17 protein-coding genes are annotated in these 15,582 nt (G+C 66.8%); 14 read left to right on the top strand and 3 right to left on the bottom strand.

Going from position 1 to position 15,582, the window contains the following annotated elements; translation table 11 throughout:
• Window positions 1–191 precede the first annotated feature (191 nt).
• The 14 genes from Q0K23_RS06510 (at window position 192) to Q0K23_RS06445 (ending at window position 12,553) form a co-directional block, all read left to right on the top strand.
• On the top strand, window positions 192–1,223 hold the full coding sequence (locus Q0K23_RS06510; RefSeq protein WP_294519490.1) for an Ig-like domain-containing protein: 1,032 nt from the start codon (window positions 192–194) through the stop codon (window positions 1,221–1,223).
• Window positions 1,224–1,366: 143 nt separating this feature from the next.
• Window positions 1,367–2,446, top strand: coding sequence for a 1-propanol dehydrogenase PduQ (locus tag Q0K23_RS06505; protein ID WP_294519487.1), 1,080 nt, complete (start codon window positions 1,367–1,369; stop codon window positions 2,444–2,446).
• Window positions 2,447–3,904 (top strand): ethanolamine ammonia-lyase reactivating factor EutA, encoded by a 1,458-nt coding sequence (locus Q0K23_RS06500; RefSeq protein WP_294519484.1) that lies wholly within the window; start codon window positions 2,447–2,449, stop codon window positions 3,902–3,904.
• Window positions 3,905–3,917: 13 nt separating this feature from the next.
• A complete protein-coding gene (locus Q0K23_RS06495) occupies window positions 3,918–5,282 on the top strand; it encodes an ethanolamine ammonia-lyase subunit EutB (RefSeq protein ID WP_294519481.1) in 1,365 nt (454 codons plus the stop codon).
• 124 nt (window positions 5,283–5,406) lie between these two features.
• A complete protein-coding gene (gene eutC / locus Q0K23_RS06490) occupies window positions 5,407–6,318 on the top strand; it encodes an ethanolamine ammonia-lyase subunit EutC (RefSeq protein ID WP_294519478.1) in 912 nt (303 codons plus the stop codon).
• A gap of 12 nt (window positions 6,319–6,330) precedes the next feature.
• Entirely contained in the window at window positions 6,331–6,984 is a 654-nt protein-coding gene (eutL, locus tag Q0K23_RS06485) for an ethanolamine utilization microcompartment protein EutL (RefSeq protein WP_294519475.1), read from the top strand.
• 10 nt (window positions 6,985–6,994) lie between these two features.
• A complete protein-coding gene (locus tag Q0K23_RS06480) occupies window positions 6,995–8,464 on the top strand; it encodes an acetaldehyde dehydrogenase (acetylating) (RefSeq protein ID WP_294519472.1) in 1,470 nt (489 codons plus the stop codon).
• Window positions 8,465–8,856: 392 nt separating this feature from the next.
• The gene (eutM, locus tag Q0K23_RS06475; RefSeq protein WP_148319385.1) at window positions 8,857–9,156 is read left to right on the top strand and encodes an ethanolamine utilization microcompartment protein EutM; all 300 of its coding nucleotides are present in this window, start codon (window positions 8,857–8,859) and stop codon (window positions 9,154–9,156) included.
• 36 nt (window positions 9,157–9,192) lie between these two features.
• Window positions 9,193–9,888, top strand: coding sequence for an ATP-binding protein (locus Q0K23_RS06470; RefSeq protein WP_294519470.1), 696 nt, complete (start codon window positions 9,193–9,195; stop codon window positions 9,886–9,888).
• Window positions 9,889–10,518, top strand: coding sequence for a phosphate propanoyltransferase (gene pduL / locus Q0K23_RS06465; RefSeq protein WP_294519468.1), 630 nt, complete (start codon window positions 9,889–9,891; stop codon window positions 10,516–10,518).
• Entirely contained in the window at window positions 10,515–10,805 is a 291-nt protein-coding gene (locus Q0K23_RS06460; RefSeq protein ID WP_294519466.1) for a hypothetical protein, read from the top strand. The genes pduL and Q0K23_RS06460 overlap by 4 nt, the downstream gene beginning before the upstream one ends.
• Complete coding sequence (locus tag Q0K23_RS06455) at window positions 10,780–11,013, top strand: EutN/CcmL family microcompartment protein (RefSeq protein ID WP_294519464.1); 234 nt, start codon at window positions 10,780–10,782, stop codon at window positions 11,011–11,013. The genes Q0K23_RS06460 and Q0K23_RS06455 overlap by 26 nt, the downstream gene beginning before the upstream one ends.
• Before the next feature lie 30 nt (window positions 11,014–11,043).
• Entirely contained in the window at window positions 11,044–12,129 is a 1,086-nt protein-coding gene (gene eutH, locus Q0K23_RS06450) for an ethanolamine utilization protein EutH (RefSeq protein WP_294519531.1), read from the top strand.
• Window positions 12,122–12,553: a cupin domain-containing protein gene (locus Q0K23_RS06445; protein ID WP_294519462.1), complete on the top strand. Its 432-nt coding sequence runs from the start codon at window positions 12,122–12,124 to the stop codon at window positions 12,551–12,553. The genes eutH and Q0K23_RS06445 overlap by 8 nt, the downstream gene beginning before the upstream one ends.
• A 34-nt stretch (window positions 12,554–12,587) precedes the next feature.
• On the opposite strand, the gene Q0K23_RS06440 is transcribed toward Q0K23_RS06445, so the two are convergent.
• From Q0K23_RS06440 to Q0K23_RS06430, 3 genes are read right to left on the bottom strand one after another with little or no spacing between them, the layout of a single operon-like run.
• Entirely contained in the window at window positions 12,588–13,658 is a 1,071-nt protein-coding gene (locus Q0K23_RS06440) for a Xaa-Pro peptidase family protein (RefSeq protein ID WP_294519460.1), read from the bottom strand.
• 21 nt (window positions 13,659–13,679) lie between these two features.
• The gene (locus Q0K23_RS06435) at window positions 13,680–14,615 is read right to left on the bottom strand and encodes a nucleoside hydrolase (protein ID WP_294519458.1); all 936 of its coding nucleotides are present in this window, start codon (window positions 14,613–14,615) and stop codon (window positions 13,680–13,682) included.
• Window positions 14,612–15,574: a nucleoside hydrolase gene (locus Q0K23_RS06430; protein ID WP_294519456.1), complete on the bottom strand. Its 963-nt coding sequence runs from the start codon at window positions 15,572–15,574 to the stop codon at window positions 14,612–14,614. Before Q0K23_RS06430 ends, Q0K23_RS06435 begins: the two co-directional genes overlap by 4 nt.
• Window positions 15,575–15,582 lie beyond the last annotated feature (8 nt).

Genomic DNA, 15,582 nt, shown 5'->3' with positions numbered 1-15,582 from the left:
TCCTGTTTCATTAAATGGTTCAACAGACATTATATCGGATGGGGACTGGATAATCAATCCTGGACTTTCCTTTTATGGGTAGACATAAGATATAAAAAATAACGTACAATTTGCGTTAGACCGTTGACGATTCCTGCCGCAGCGTGTAAGATTAGAGGTGATTACGACACCAAAATGACGGAGGGATGTACATGGCCGCCAAGAAGCCCACAGGGGCGAGAAACGAGACAGTCCGCTGCGAAAACTGCGGCGAGTATTACGCCGTTACCTATAAGCGCTGCCCCTTCTGCGAGGAGCAGGAGGAGTACCGCCGCGCCAAATCCAGAGAGGATTACGACGATGAGGAGTACGAGGACGAGGTCTACGACGAGGACGAGCCCCGCCACAAGGGCGGCAAGCGCCTGAAGACCAATACCCGGGGCGGCGGCTACGGCGGCGGCCCCACGCCCCTCCAGATCGTGGGCTGGATCATCTCCCTGGCCCTCATCGCCGCCGCCATCTATATTGTGGTTACCATTATCGGGCCCTTTATTCACAGGGGAGAGCAGGCGGTGGACCCGGACCCCAACCCCGTGACCAGCAACACACCCGCCCCCAGCGACAGCGCCGAGCCCCAGCCCTCCGACTCCGCCCAGCCCCAGCCCAGCGGGTCCCAGAGCCCCGAGGGCGGCGATGAGATCCCCCAGGGACAGACCGCCACCGGCTTCACCCTCAGCCTGAGCGAGTTCAGTCTGAGCAACAAGTACCCCGATCCTGTGACCTTGAAGGTCACCTTCTCTCCCGCCGGCTCCACCGGCACCATCACCTGGGAGAGCAGCGACCCCTCCATCGTCACTGTGGATGAAAACGGCAAGGTGAGCCCGGCCGGCAAGACCGGCACCGCCACCATCACCGCCACCATGGCCGGAGGGTATACCCAGACCTGCAGAGTGTACAACTCGGTCACCAGCGGGGCCAGCTCTGGCGGCTCCACCGGCTCGGGCGGCAGCAGCACCACCACGTTGTCCCTCAACCGCACCGACTTTACCCTGGACAAGGCCGGGGCCAAGTGGCAGCTCAAGGTGAGCGGAACCAGCTCCACCCCCACCTGGAGCATCGGCGATTCCTCCGTGGCCACCATCTCCGGCGACGGCACGGTCACCGCCGTGTCCAAGGGCACCACCACGGTCACCGCTACGGTGGACGGCCAGACCCTCAAGTGCATTGTGCGCTGCACCTGGTAAAGACAATTGAAGAATGTGACAGGAGGCCTCCGGATATCTGGAGGCCTCCTGTTTTTGCCCCGGCGGAAATTTTTCCGCCGGGGCTATATTTTTTGAAAATTCCGCAATACTAACCCCATCTGAGGAAAAGGCAGGCAGAAAACATGGAGCTTTTTGCGATCAGGCCGGAGATCAAGTTCGGCCCGGACGCCCTGGCGGCTCTGGAGGAGCTGGCGGGGCGGCGGGTGCTCATTGTGACGGACGAATTTCTCGCCCATAAATCCGGGCTGCTGGAAAAGATAAAGGAGCGGCTGAAGGGCTGTGAGATCAGCGTATTTGACCAGGTGAAGCCGGACCCGTCCCTCAAACTGGTGGCCCAGGGGGTCCACGCCCTGCGGGCCTTCGGGCCGGACACCGTGCTGGCCTTCGGCGGCGGCTCCCCCATGGACTGCGCCAAGGCCATGCGCCACTTCGCCGGGGGAAATCCGCCCCCGGAGCTGTGGTGTATCCCCACCACGGCGGGCACCGGGTCGGAGGTCACCTCCTTCGCCGTTCTCACCGACGCGGACGCGGGGATCAAGTACCCCCTGGTGGACGACGCCCTGCTGCCCGACTGTGCGGTGCTGGACGCATCCCTGCTTGCCGGAGTGCCTCCGGCGGTGACGGCGGACACGGGCATGGACGTGCTCACCCACGCCGCCGAGGGCTGTGTGGCAAAGCGGTCCACACCCTTCAGCGACGCCATGGGAGAGAAGGCCTTTGCCATGGCCTGGCGCAGCCTGAGCCATGCCCACGCCGGGGACAGCAGCGCCAAGGGGGAGATGCTGCTGGCCTCCTGCCTGGCGGGCATCTCCTTCAACGCCGCCGGGCTGGGCATCTGCCACGCCCTGGCCCACGCCCTGGGGGGCAGGTATCACATTCCCCACGGGCGGCTCAACGCCATGCTCCTGCCCCACGTCATGGCCTTCAACAGCGCCGACAAAGACGCGGCGGACCAGTACGCCCGGCTTGCCGGGCTGTGCGGCCTGGCCAAGAGCCCCAGGGCCCTGATCGGCGGCGTCAAGCGGATGCGGGCGGGGCTGGGCATGCCGGAGAAGCTCACCGACTGCGGCGTGGAGAGCCAGACCCTGCTGGCCGACCTGGACGGCATCGCCCGGGCCGCCCTGGCCGACGTGTGCGCCCCGGGCAATCCCCGGCCCGTCACCCGGGAGGATTTGAAAGCCATCCTGAAGGAGCTGATGTAGATGGCGCCCGAGCAGCTCCTGTCCGTGGGCATCGACATTGGAACATCTACGACCCAGCTGGTCATCTCCCGCCTGACCCTGGAGAACCGGGCGGGGCCCTTCTCCGTGCCCCGCATCGCCATCGGGGAGAAGGAGGTGCTCTACCGCAGCGCCATCCACTTCACTCCCCTTCTCTCCGAGACGGCGATTGACGCCGAAGGGGTGCGGGCCATTGTGGCGGAAGAGTACCGCAGATCGGGCTTTCGGCAGGCGGACATCTCCACTGGCGCGGTCATCATCACCGGCGAGACCGCCAGGAAGGAAAACGCCAAGCAGGTGCTTGCCGCCCTGTCCGACTTCGCCGGGGACTTTGTGGTGGCCACCGCCGGACCGGACCTGGAATCCATTCTGGCGGCCCGCGGGGCGGGGATAGATGAATACTCCAAGGAACATCACAAAAGAATATTACACTTTGACATCGGCGGAGGCACCTCCAACCTGGCCCTCTACGAAAATGGGACCCTGACGGCCACCGGCTGCCTGGACGTGGGCGGGCGGCTCATCAAGACCGAGCGGGGGCGCATCGCCTACGTCTCCCCAGCTCTGGAGCGGCTGGGGGCGGCGGTGCCCGGTATACCCATCCCCAGCCTGGGGGACCGGGCGGAGGAGTGCGGCCTGGAACCGGTGGTGTCCGCCCTGACCCGGGCCCTGGAGCAGGCGGCAGGGCTGACACCGCCGGACGGCCTGCTGGAGGCCCTCATGACCCGGGACACCGCCTGGACGCCGCCCAAAAGCGTGGACGGGGTGTCCTTCTCCGGCGGAGTGGCCGACTGCATCTGGTCGCCGCCGGGGGACGCCTTTGCCTATGGGGACATTGGCGTCCTGCTGGGCAGAGCCATCGCCGCATCTCCCGCCTTTCAGCGGGCGGGCATCGTCCGTGGCGCCGAGACCATCCGGGCCACCGTGGTGGGGGCGGGCAGCCACTCCACCCAGGTGTCCGGCTCCACCATCTTCTACCGTAATGTGTCCTTCCCGCTGAAAAACCTGCCCGTGCTCCGGCTGACGGCGGACGAGGAGCGGGACGGGGACAAGCTGGCCGCCGCCCTCCGGGAGAAGGCGGGCTGGTTTGCCGACCAGGGGGGCATGACCCAGATTGCCCTCAGCCTGAGAGGGGAGCCCAACCCGGCCTACGGCAGAATCCAGGACCTGGCCAGGGGCATCAGGGCCGGCATGGAGCCGCTGCTGGAGCGGGGCATGTTCCCCGTCATTGCGGTGGAGGGGGACATGGCCAAGGTGCTGGGCCAGACCCTCTGGCCTCTGCTGGGGGCGGAGGGGGCCATCCTCTGCCTGGACGGCATCAGCGCCGGCAGCGGGGACTATCTGGACATCGGCGCGCCGGTGGCCGGCGGCGCGGTGCTGCCGGTGGTGGTGAAGACCCTGGCCTTCCAGTCCCAGGGAGCTTCAAATATCAGCCAATAGGGGGAAACAGATTATGATACTGAAAACCAGCCTGCACGGCCATGTGTATACATTCCAATCGGTGAAGGACGTGCTGGCCAAGGCCAACGAGGAGAAGTCGGGGGACCGGCTGGCGGGCATTGCCGCCGAGAACGCCGAGGAGCGGGTGGCGGCCAAAGTGGTGACGGCCAACCTGCTGCTGTCCGACCTGCGGGAGAACCCCGCTGTGCCCTATGAGGAGGACGAGGTCACCCGCATCATCCAGGACGATGTGAACGAGAAAATTTACGGCGAAATCCGCAACTGGACCGTGTCCGAGCTGCGGGAGTGGCTGCTGGACGAGAAGCACACCGGCGCGGACATCCGCCGCATCTCCCGGGGCCTGACCGCCGAGATGATCGCCGCCGTGACCAAGATTATGAGCAACCTGGACCTGATCTACGCGGCCAGAAAGCTGCGGGTCACCGCCACCTGCAACACCACCATCGGCGAGGAGGGCACCCTGTCCTGCCGCCTCCAGCCCAACCACCCCACCGACGACCCCGACGGCATCATGGCCTCCCTGCTGGAGGGCCTGACCTTCGGCGCGGGGGACGCGGTGCTGGGCCTCAACCCGGTGGACGACAGCGTGGAGAGCGTGCGGCGGGTGCTGGACCGGTTCCACGAGATCCGCACCCGCTGGGAGATCCCCACCCAGATCTGCGTTCTGGCCCACGTGACCACCCAGATGGACGCGGTGAGGCAGGGGGCGCCCTGCGACCTGATCTTCCAGTCCATCGCGGGCAGCCAGAAGGGAAACGAGGCCTTCGGCCTGGACGGCAAGCTCATCGAGGAGGCCCGGCAGCTGGCCCTCCGGGAGGGCACCGCCACCGGCCCCAACGTGATGTACTTTGAGACCGGCCAGGGCTCCGAGCTCAGTTCCGAGGCCCACCACGGCGCCGACCAGGTGGTGATGGAGGCCCGGTGCTACGGCTTTGCCAAGCGGTTCCAGCCCTTCCTGGTGAACACGGTTGTGGGCTTCATCGGCCCCGAATATCTGTATAATTCCAAGCAAGTAATACGGGCTGGATTGGAGGATCACTTCATGGGCAAGCTGACCGGCGTGCCCATGGGCTGCGACGCCTGCTACACCAACCACATGAAGGCCGACCAGAACGACATCGAGGACCTGGCGGTCCTCCTCACCGCCGCCGGGTGCAACTACTTCATGGGCATCCCCCACGGCGACGACGTGATGCTCAACTACCAGACCACCGGCTTCCACGAGACCGCCGCCCTGCGGGAGCTCTTCGGCCTGACCGCCATCAAGCCCTTCCAGGACTGGCTGGAGAAGATGGGCTTTGTGCGGGACGGAAAACTGACCGAGCTGGCCGGGGACGGCTCCGTGCTGCTGGGGTAAGGAGGCCCTGGGGTCCCCAACGAAGCCCAGCGAAAGTGGGTTCATTGGGGGGAGGACGAACAACGGAATGAATGAGCCCTGCCGTTTACGGCGGGGCGAAGAATATGGAGTTTGTGAGGACGATATGAACGATAAGGAACTGCGCGCCCTCATTGAGCGCATGATCGCCGAGGTTGCCGGACAGGCACCCACACCCCAGGTGAAGGGGAGCGACTACCACCCCATGGAGCCCCAGGGGGTGACCCGTCCGGCGGCCAGGAACATTGACCCTGCCGCGGCCATCCCGGATATCACCCAGACCGACCTGCGGCGGCAGTATCTGGTGGACAACCCCAGAAACGGGAGGGCATTTCTGGACCTGAAGCAGAAGACCCCCGCACGCATCGGCCTGGGCCGGGCGGGCGCCCGGTACAAGACCGCCACCATGCTCCGCTTCCGGGCCGACCACGCGGCGGCCCAGGACTCCTGCTTCTCCATGGTGGACGAGGCATTTGTAAAGAAGGGCGGCTTTGTGCCGGTGCAGACCCTGTGCAAGGATAAGGACGAGTATTTGACCCGGCCCGACAAGGGCCGCCGGTTTGACGAGGCCAACCAGGCCATCATCCGCCAGACCCTGGGACAGAAGCCCAGGGTAGCCCTGGTGGTGGGGGACGGCCTCAGCTCCGCCGCTATCGAGGCCAACGCCCTGGACTGCCTGGAAGCCATCCGGGGTGGCCTGAAGGCCTACGGGTTGGAGGTTGGCCCGGCTCTGTTCGTCAAGTTCTGCCGGGTGGGCGCCTCCGACCACATCGGCGACCTGACCGGCGCGGAGGTGGTGTGCATGCTGGTGGGGGAGAGGCCCGGACTGGTGACCGCCGAGTCCATGTCCGCCTATCTCACCTACCAGCCCCACATCGGCATCCCCGAGTCCAAGCGCACCGTGGTCTCCAACATCCACCGCCAGGGAACGACTGCGGTAGAAGCAGGAGCTCATATTGCCGAATTGATTCACACCATGCTGGAGAAGAAAGCCTCCGGCATTGATCTGAAGCTGTAAGGGGGCGAAACCATGATTGATGAACTGATTCCGGTCAAGGTACTGGCCACCCACACCATCGCCAACGTCAGCGAGGGGCTGGCCAGGCAGCTGGCCCTGCCCGACGGCCACCGCTCCATCGGCATTCTTACCACCGACTGCGACGACATGACCTACTGCGCCCTGGACGAGGCCACCAAGGCCGCCGCCGTGGAGGTGGTGTACGGCCGGAGCCTGTACGCGGGCGCGGCCAACGCCTCCACCAAGCTGGCGGGCGAGGTCATCGGCATCCTGGCCGGGCCCAACCCGGCGGAGGTCCAGAGCGGCCTGCGGGCGGCGGTGGCCTTCCTCCAGGAGGCCGGCGGCTTCCGCTCCGCCAACGAGGACGGCTCGGTGGTGTATTTTGCCCACACTGTCTCCCGCACGGGCACCTATCTGTCCCAGACGGCTGGGGTGGCCGAGGGGGAGGCACTGGCCTATCTCATCGCCCCGCCTCTGGAGGCGGTGGTGGGGCTGGACGAGGCGCTGAAGGCGGCGGACGTGGAGCTGACGGCCTTCTATGCGCCGCCCAGCGAGACCAACTTCGGCGGCGGCCTGCTCACCGGCACCCAGAGCGCCTGCAACGCCGCCTGCGCCGCCTTTGCTGAGGCGGTAAAGGCGGTAGCGGCCAGACCCCGGGAAATATAGGAGGGATTCCATGCAGCTGGATAAGGATTTACAGTCGGTCCAGGAGGTCCGGGACCTGATTAAGACGGCCAAAGAGGCCCAGCGGGCACTGGCCCGGATGGACCAGGCCCAGATCGACAAGATTGTGGCCGCCATCTCGGCGGCGGGCGCGGAACACGCCGGGCGGCTGGCCGCCATGGCGGTGGAGGAGACCGGCTTCGGCAGGAAGGAGGACAAGGAGCTGAAAAACCGCTTCGCCGCCCTCACCCTCTACGAGGCCATCAAAAACGAGCGCACCATCGGTATCCTGGCCGAGGACCGGGAGAAGCGCATCATCGACATCGGCGTGCCCGTGGGCATCGTGGCCGGGCTGGTGCCCTCCACCAACCCCACCTCCACCGTCATCTACAAGGCCATGATCTGCCTCAAGGCGGGCAGCCCCATCATCTTCTCCCCCCACCCCAGCGCCCTCAACTGTATCCGGGAGACGGTGGCGGTGGTCCGCCGGGCGGCGGAGGGGGCGGGGGCGCCCGCAGGGAGCATCTCCTGCATCTCCACCCCCACCATGGAGGCCACCAGCGCCCTGATGAAGCACCGGGACACCCGGCTCATCCTGGCCACCGGCGGCGGGGCCATGGTCAAGGCGGCCTACTCCTCGGGCACCCCGGCCATCGGCGTGGGCGCGGGCAACGGCCCGGCCTATATCCACCGCACCGCAGACGTGCCCATGGCGGTGAAGCGGATTCTGGACTCCAAGACCTTTGACAACGGCACCATCTGCGCCAGCGAGCAGAGCATCGTGGTCACCCGGGAGATGGAGAGCACCGTTACGGCGGAGCTGACGCGCCAGGGGGCCTGCATCCTCAGCGACGGGCAGCACAAGGCCCTGTCCAAGTGCATCCTCCGGCCCAACGGCACCATGAACCCGGCCATTGTGGGCAAGAGTGTGGAGCAGGTGGCCGCACTGGCCGGGTTGACCGGCATCCCGGCGGGTACCCGGGTGCTGGTGGCACGGGAGACCGGCGTGGGCCCCGGCTACCCCTACTCCAACGAGAAGCTGGGGCTGATTCTGGCCCTCTATGTGGAACCCGACGAGGAGGCCGCCCTCCGCCGGTGCGTGGAGATTCTGGAGTGGGAGGGCGCGGGCCACACCTTCTCCATCCACGCCGAGGACGAGAACGTGGTGAAGAAGTTCGCCGCCGCCGTGCCCGCCAGCCGGGTGCTGGTGAACACGCCCTCCTCCCTGGGCGGCATCGGCGCCAGCACCTGCCTGTTCCCCGCCCTCACCCTGGGCTGCGGCGCAGTGGGCGGCTCCTCCAGCTCCAACAACATCGGCCCCCTGGACCTCATCAACATCAAGCGGGTGGCCTGGGGCGTCAAAGAGCTGGAGGACCTCCGGGGCGGCCAGGCCTGCCGGGCGGACGCGGGAACCCGGGGGACAGTTGACGCCGCCGCCATGGACGAGCTGGTGCGCCTGATCATGAGGAGGCTGAACGTATGAGCGAGGTCAACGCCGACGGCGTGCTGCTCAACCCCCAGGAGCACCTTTTGCAGGAGGTGCAGAACCTGACCAACAGCCTGATGGCGGCCAAGCCCGCCGGGGCGGAGGGGGAGGAGTCCATGGAGCACCCGGTGACCGCCCTCAACGGCGAACCGGCCGGAACGGTGGGAGGCGCGCCCCACATGCCGGTGAGAGCGGCGGAGGAAAAAGTGGAAAAAAAGGCCCGCGCAAAGCGGGAGAACGCCGCCCGGCCCGAGAGCAGGAAGGCGGCTGTTTCCACCATGGGCCGGCCGGATGTGGAAAAAACACCCGAGGGGCAGAGCGTGCCCCAGAGTGGGAATCATACAGAACGTCCCCGGAGCGGGGCGCAAAACGGAAAAGGAGACAGGAAAATGGCAAATACGAATGCACTTGGTATGGTGGAGACCCGGGGCCTGGTGGCCGCCATTGAGGCGGCGGACGCCATGGTGAAGGCGGCCAATGTCCAGCTGGTGGGCAAGGAGCAGGTGGGCGGCGGCCTGGTGACCGTGATGGTCCGGGGCGACGTGGGGGCCGTCAAGGCGGCCACCGACGCGGGCGCCGCTGCGGCGGAGAAGGTGGGCGAGCTGGTGAGCGTCCACGTCATCCCCCGCCCCCACGCCGAGGTGGACTCCGTCCTGCCCCACGGCAAGGGCGAGTACGACGGGCAGTAAGCCATGGCGCTGCTGACCGAGGAGGACGTGCGCCGGATGTCGAACGGAGGCGCACGGGGCCCGGTGGTGGTGCGGGCGGGGGAGGTCCTCACCCCCGCCGCCCGGGACTGGCTGAGAGAGAAGGGGGTGGAGGTGGTCTACCCCCAGGGCAATTCCGGGGAGACGGGGCAGCGCCCCAAGTACCGCACTCTGTCCGGGGCGGTGCTGGCCGAGAAGCCGGAGCACATGACCCACCTGAAGGGCAATATTCTGGTGGACAAGGACCACCCCCGCATCGCCTTCCGGGGCTGCATCGACAGCCTGGAGGCGGAAATCCTCCTGGCCCAGCAGACCTGCGCCGGGGCGGGCTATCCCGCCCTGGCGGAGGAGCTGGAGGAGGTGCTGGCCTTTGTGCGGCGGTTCATCCGCTTCGACGTGCTGGACGAGCCGGTGGGGGAGATCAGACTGTGCGGGTACGGCCCGGATGAGCTGCGGGAGTACTCCCACTACCCGGACAGATACCTGGGCCAGCCCCACTTCATGCCCCACTACACCGACTCCCCCGCCATCCTGGCGGTGAACAAGGTGCGCACCGTGGTTCGGCGCACCGAGCTGGCGGCCTATGCCGCTTTCCGGGACGCCGGCGGCGTGGAGCGGACGGACATCATCCTGGGGCTCAACCGCCTGTCCTCCCTGATGTGGATCATGATGATCAAGCTCAAGGCGGGGAAGTACCCCCGGGAGGTGAAGTAAATGGAACACACAGCGCTGGAACGGCTGGCGGAGGCGGTGGTGGAGCGGCTGACCGTGCCTTTGGAGGCCAGCGGGCGGCATGTCCACCTGTGCCGGGCCCATGTGGAGGCCCTGTTCGGACCGGGCCACCGGCTGGAAAAGGTGCGGGGACTGTCCCAGCCGGGACAGTTCGTCTGTAGCGAGCGGGTGACGCTGGTGGGGCCCAAGGGCCAGCTGAGCAACGTGGTGGTGCTGGGCCCCGAGCGGCCCGAGAGCCAGGTAGAGATCTCCCTCACCGACGGGGTATCTCTGGGCATTGCGCCGCCGGTGCGCATCTCAGGAGACACAGCCGGTACGCCGGGCATTATCCTCCGGGGACCGGCGGGGGAGATCACCCTGAAGCAGGGGGTCATCGCCGCCAAGCGGCACATCCACATGACGCCCCAGGATGCGGCGCGATGGGGCCTGTCCGACAAGCAGGACATCCGGCTCCGCACCCTCACCAGCCGGCCCGTCACCTTTGAAGCGGTGGAGGTGCGCATTTCCCCCAAATTCTCCACTGCCGTCCACCTGGACTACGACGAGGCCAACGCCTGCGGCTTCCGCAAGGGAGACCGGGCCATCCCCGTGACAGGGGGAGAGGGCCTGTGACGCTGGAGGAGCGGGGCGGAGACCTGATCATCACCCGCCTCCCCATCGAGCAGATGGCACTGCTCTCCCTGGGCGTGGCCTTGACGGAGGAGGAGCGGACCGTCCTGCTGGCCCTGTTGGAGGGGCGGCGGGTCTACCTGGCCGACGGGGCCCTGGAGTACAAGCAATACGCCCGCACCGCCGAGCGGGGGATCTATATCCGTTTCACCGCCATGGAGCGGGAGCTGCGGGAGCTGGGTATCCGGAGAGGAGGGGGCGGCCGTGCTGCTGGGTACGGTAGAGGGTAACATCTGGTCCACCAAGAAGTCCCCCGGTCTGCTGGGCAAGTCCTTTCTCACTGTCCGGGTGGGGGAACAGCTCCTCATCTGCGCCGACTGCGTGGGCGCGGGGGAGGGGGAGCGGGTGCTGGTGGCCACCGGCGGCGCGGCCCGTGTGGCCGCCGGGAAGGACGCCCCGGTGGACGCCGCCGTGGTGGGCATCGTGGACCAGACCTAGCCCTGAGAGAACAGGAAAGGGGCAATGAATTTGTCCATCAACGAGATCATCATCTATCTAATGGTCCTCTTCATGGTCCTGGGCGCGGTGGACCGGATTCTGGGCAACCGCTTCGGCCTGGGGGAGAAATTTGAAGAGGGCATTCTGAATATGGGCGCCCTGGCGCTGTCCATGATCGGCATCATCTGCCTGGCGCCGGTGCTGGCCGACGTGCTGCGGCCGGTGGTGGTGCCGGTGTACCAGTTCCTGGGGGCCGACCCGGCCATGTTCGTGGGCACCATTCTGGCCAACGACATGGGCGGCGCGCCCCTGGCCAAAGAGCTGGCCCTCACTGAGGAGGCGGGGCAGTTCGGCGGGCTCATCGTGGGCGCCATGCTGGGGCCCACCATCGTGTTTACCATCCCCGTGGGCCTGGGCATCATCCAAAAGGAGGACCGGCCCGCCCTGGCCTCCGGCGTGCTGGCGGGGGTGGTCACCATCCCCCTGGGCGCTCTGGTGGGGGGCCTGGCCGCCGGGTTTAACATCGGCATGGTGCTGCGCAACCTGATCCCCATCGTCCTCATCGCCGTGCTCATCGCCATCGGCCTGTGGAAGATCCCGGGCGGCATGGTGAAGGGCTTTCAGGTGTTCGGCCGGGCAGTGGTCATCCTCATCACCGTGGGCCTGGCCATTGCCATCGTCCAGAAATTGACCCCCATCACCATCCTGCCCGGCCTCACCCCCATCGAGGAGGGCTTCACCGTGGTGGGCGACATCGCCGTGGTGCTGGCGGGAGCGTTCCCCCTGGTGTACGTCATCACCAAGGTGTTCCGCAAGCCGTTGATGAAGCTGGGTCACCTGCTGGGCATGAACGACATGGCCGCCGCCGGTCTGGTGGCCACTCTGGCCAACAACATCCCCATGTTCGGCATGATGAAGGATATGGACCACCGGGGCAAGGTCATCAACGTGGCCTTCGCCGTGTCCGCCGCCTTTGTGTTCGGCGACCACCTGGGCTTTACCGCCGGCTTTGACTCGTCCATGATTTTTCCCATGATCGTGGGCAAGCTGGTGGGCGGCGTGTCCGCCGTGGCGGTGGCCATGGTGCTGACCAGAAAGGAGGCAAACCGTGGATAAACAGGCGCTGGAGGCCCTGGTACGCCAGGTGCTGCTGGAAAAGCTGGGAGAGGCATCGGGGGAGACGGTAAAAAAAGTTCCCGTGCCCCAGCTGCGGGTGACGGAGGAGCACCGGATGGACACCGGCCGGGCAGGGGACAGGGTATACACCCGGGACCTGTTCACGCTTGACGAAAGCCCCCGGCTGGGTGCGGGCATCATGGAGATGACCGACACCACCTTCCCCTGGAAGCTGAACTACGACGAGATGGACTATGTGATTGAGGGGCGGCTGGACATCCGGACCGACCGGGGCACCGTGTCCGCCGGGCCGGGGGAGGTCATCTATATCCCCAGGGGCAGCGCCATCCGTTTTTCTGTGACGGGGCACGCCCGGTTCCTCTATTTCGTCTATCCGGCGGACTGGCAGAACCAGAACACATAAAAAGAGGTGGAGAGCAGCGCTCTCCACCTCTTTTTCACACGATTTGCAGTTCTTTCCCGGCGTGGTTGAGCACCTCGCAGCCGTCTTCGGTGACCAGCACCAGGTCCTCGATGCGCACCCCCAGTTTCCCGGGCAGGTAGATGCCCGGCTCCACCGAGAACACCATGCCGGGCCGGACGGGCGCCATGCTCACCGGGCTGTTGTCTGGGGGTTCATGGCACTCCAGGCCGCAGCCGTGGCCCAACCGGTGGGTGAAGTAGGGGCCGTATCCCGCGTCTTCAATGACCGAGCGGGCGGCACGGTCCACGTCGCACAGCAGCACGCCGGGGCGGATCATGGCCTCGGCGGCGGCGTTGGCGGCCCTGACCGTCTCATAGACCCGGCGGCCCTCGTCGCTGACAGAGCGGAAAAACACCGTACGGGTCATGTCGCACCAGTAGCGGCCGATGGGGTTGAACAGGTCCAGCACCACCGAGTCGCCCGCCTTCAGGCGGGTACCGTTGGGGCCGTGGTGGGGGTCGGCGCCGTTGGGGCCGAAGCAGACCAGCTGCCCCTCGGAGGACCGCTCGCCGCCGTGGTCCCGGAACAGCTGCTCCACCAGGGCGGCCATCTCGTCCTCCCGCACGCCCTCCTTCAGGGCGGCGATGGCGGCGGTGACCACCTGGTCGTTGATGCGGGAGGCGGCGCGGAGGGCGGCGATCTCGTCGGCGTCCTTGCAGGTGCGGGCGTCGTCCACCGGCGCGGAGCCGGGCACGGGGCGCACGTCGGGCCGGGCGGTGAGCAGGGCCATGAGGAACTTGCTGGGCCAGAACTTGTCCACACCCAGGGCGCCGGGGGCCAGAGCGGCGCACAGCTGGGCAGTGGGGTCGTCGCTGTCGGTGTGGAGCACCAGCTCCAGCCCCTCCTGGGGCTGGAGGGCGAAGAGCTCGTTGCCGAAGAGCACGGGGGCAGCGCCCCGGCGGAGATAGAGGGCCAGCATCCGCTCCATGGGCTCCACCCAGTAGCCGGTGAGATAGTAGACCGAGGCGGTGGAGGTGACGATGATCTGCTCCAGCCCCGCCCGCTCCATGTTTTCCAATACACGATCAATCCGCGCGGTATTCACAGAGATCCTTCCTTTTTTTGATTATCTTCCGTATTCGCTCAACAGGTCCAGCAGCCGCCGGACAAACCTGGGCCGGTCCACGTCCAGCACCAGATCGGTGTTGGGGGTGCGCTTGGCGTCGCTGAAGGCGTCGGTGACGGTCTTGCCCCGGGTGTAAGTACCGGCCCGCTCCACGCCCACCCAGCAGTGGACAGAGTGGAACAGGGTGGGGTCAATGGCGCACAGCATGGCGCAGGGGTCGTGCATGGGTGCGCCGGGGGTGCCGTAGGGCACGGCCCAGGACAGCTCCTGACGGCTGAGCGCGGCGCAGAAGGCGGCCTGCACCGTACCGAAGGATTCCAGCTGGGCCACTTCCGCCTCCGTCAGGTGGGCACGGTGGCACACGTCCAGGCCGCACAGGGCAATGGGGATTCCGGCGCGGAATACCATCTCAGCGGCCTCCGGGTCGGCGTAGATATTGAACTCAGCGGCGGGCGTGGCGTTGCCGAAGCAGGCGCCGCCCCCCATGACGGTCAGCTTTTTGACATATTGGGGCAGGTCGGGGTACTTGGCCAAGGCGATGGCCAGGTTGGTCAGGGGACCGGTGGCCACGATCTCCAGCCGGCCTTCCAGCGCCCGGGCCTCCCGGTAGATGGCGTCCCAGGCCTTCTCCTCCCGGAGCACGGACCTGGGCTCGGGCATGGGCCAGCCCATGAGGCCGTCGGCGCCGTGGACCTCGCTGGCCTCCCGGACCTGGCCGGTGAGGGGGCGGTCCGCGCCGGGGTACACCGGGATCTCCTCCCGTCCGCCCAGGGCCAGAATCTTCAGCGTGTTGGGGGCGGTATAGTGCAGAGGCACGTTGCCCGCAACGGGGGTAATGGCCCGGATGTCCAGCTCAGGGGCCCGGAAGGCGGCCAGCAGGGCCATGGCGTCGTCAATGCCCGGGTCGCAGTCGATGATAACGGGTTTCCTGTTCATGCCTGTCCCTCCCCATAGGTTTTCACAGCCGCCACCAGCAGGTCGGCAAAGCCGTCCCGGTCCACGCCTGTGATGACCCGGGCGTTGGGGGCGGCGGCGGTGATGTGGTACCGGTCGCCCACGGTGGCGCCCCGGGTGTAGTCCCCGGCCACCTCGATGTCCACGTGCATCTCCTCCACGGTGAACAGCTCCGGGGCCACCAGAGCGGCCACGGCCACCGCGTCGTGGACGGGGGCGCCGGCGTAGCCCTTCTCCCGGTGGAAGCGGTAGAAGAACACCAGCCACTCCGCCACGATCAGGGCCACCGGGTTGCCCACGGAGCGCACCCGTTCAAAGTCCTCGGGGAAGATGAGGGCCTTTTCCGTCACGTCCAGCCCGGCCATGGTGATGGGTACCCCGGAGCGGAACACGATGTCGGCGGCCTCCGGGTCCACCAGAATGTTGAACTCGGCGGCAGGGGTCCAGTTGCCGTGGGAGATGCCGCCGCCCATGAGGGAGATGCCGCCGATCTTCTCCTTCAGCTCCGGGTGGGACAGGAGCAGGGAGGCCACATTGGTCAGGGGCCCGGTGGGCACCAGGTACACCGGCTCCTTGCTCTCTGCCAGAACCTTTGCCATCAGCTCGGCGGCGGAGCAGGACAGCGGCTCCCGGTCAGGCTCGGGCAGGGCGGGGCCGTCCAGCCCCGACTCCCCGTGGACGCTGGGGGCCGCCATGGGCTCGGCCACCAGCGGGCCGGGGCGGCCCTTGGCCATGGGCGCGTGGATGCCCAGCAGCGTCATGACCCGCAGGGCATTGTAGGTGGTCTTTTCGATGGCCTGGTTGCCGCAGACGGAGGTGATACCTCTGATGTCCAGGGCGGGCGAGGCCTTGGCCAGCATCCAGGCCATGGCGTCGTCATGGCCCGGGTCGCCGTCCAGCAGGACGGGGATCCGGGCGGGAAGATTCCAGTGGATTGACATGATGTTCC

It is taken from the genome of uncultured Pseudoflavonifractor sp., from assembly GCF_944387275.1.
Taxonomy (GTDB): domain Bacteria; phylum Bacillota; class Clostridia; order Oscillospirales; family Oscillospiraceae; genus Pseudoflavonifractor; species Pseudoflavonifractor intestinihominis.
This window is presented reverse-complemented; position numbering and strand designations above follow the sequence as displayed.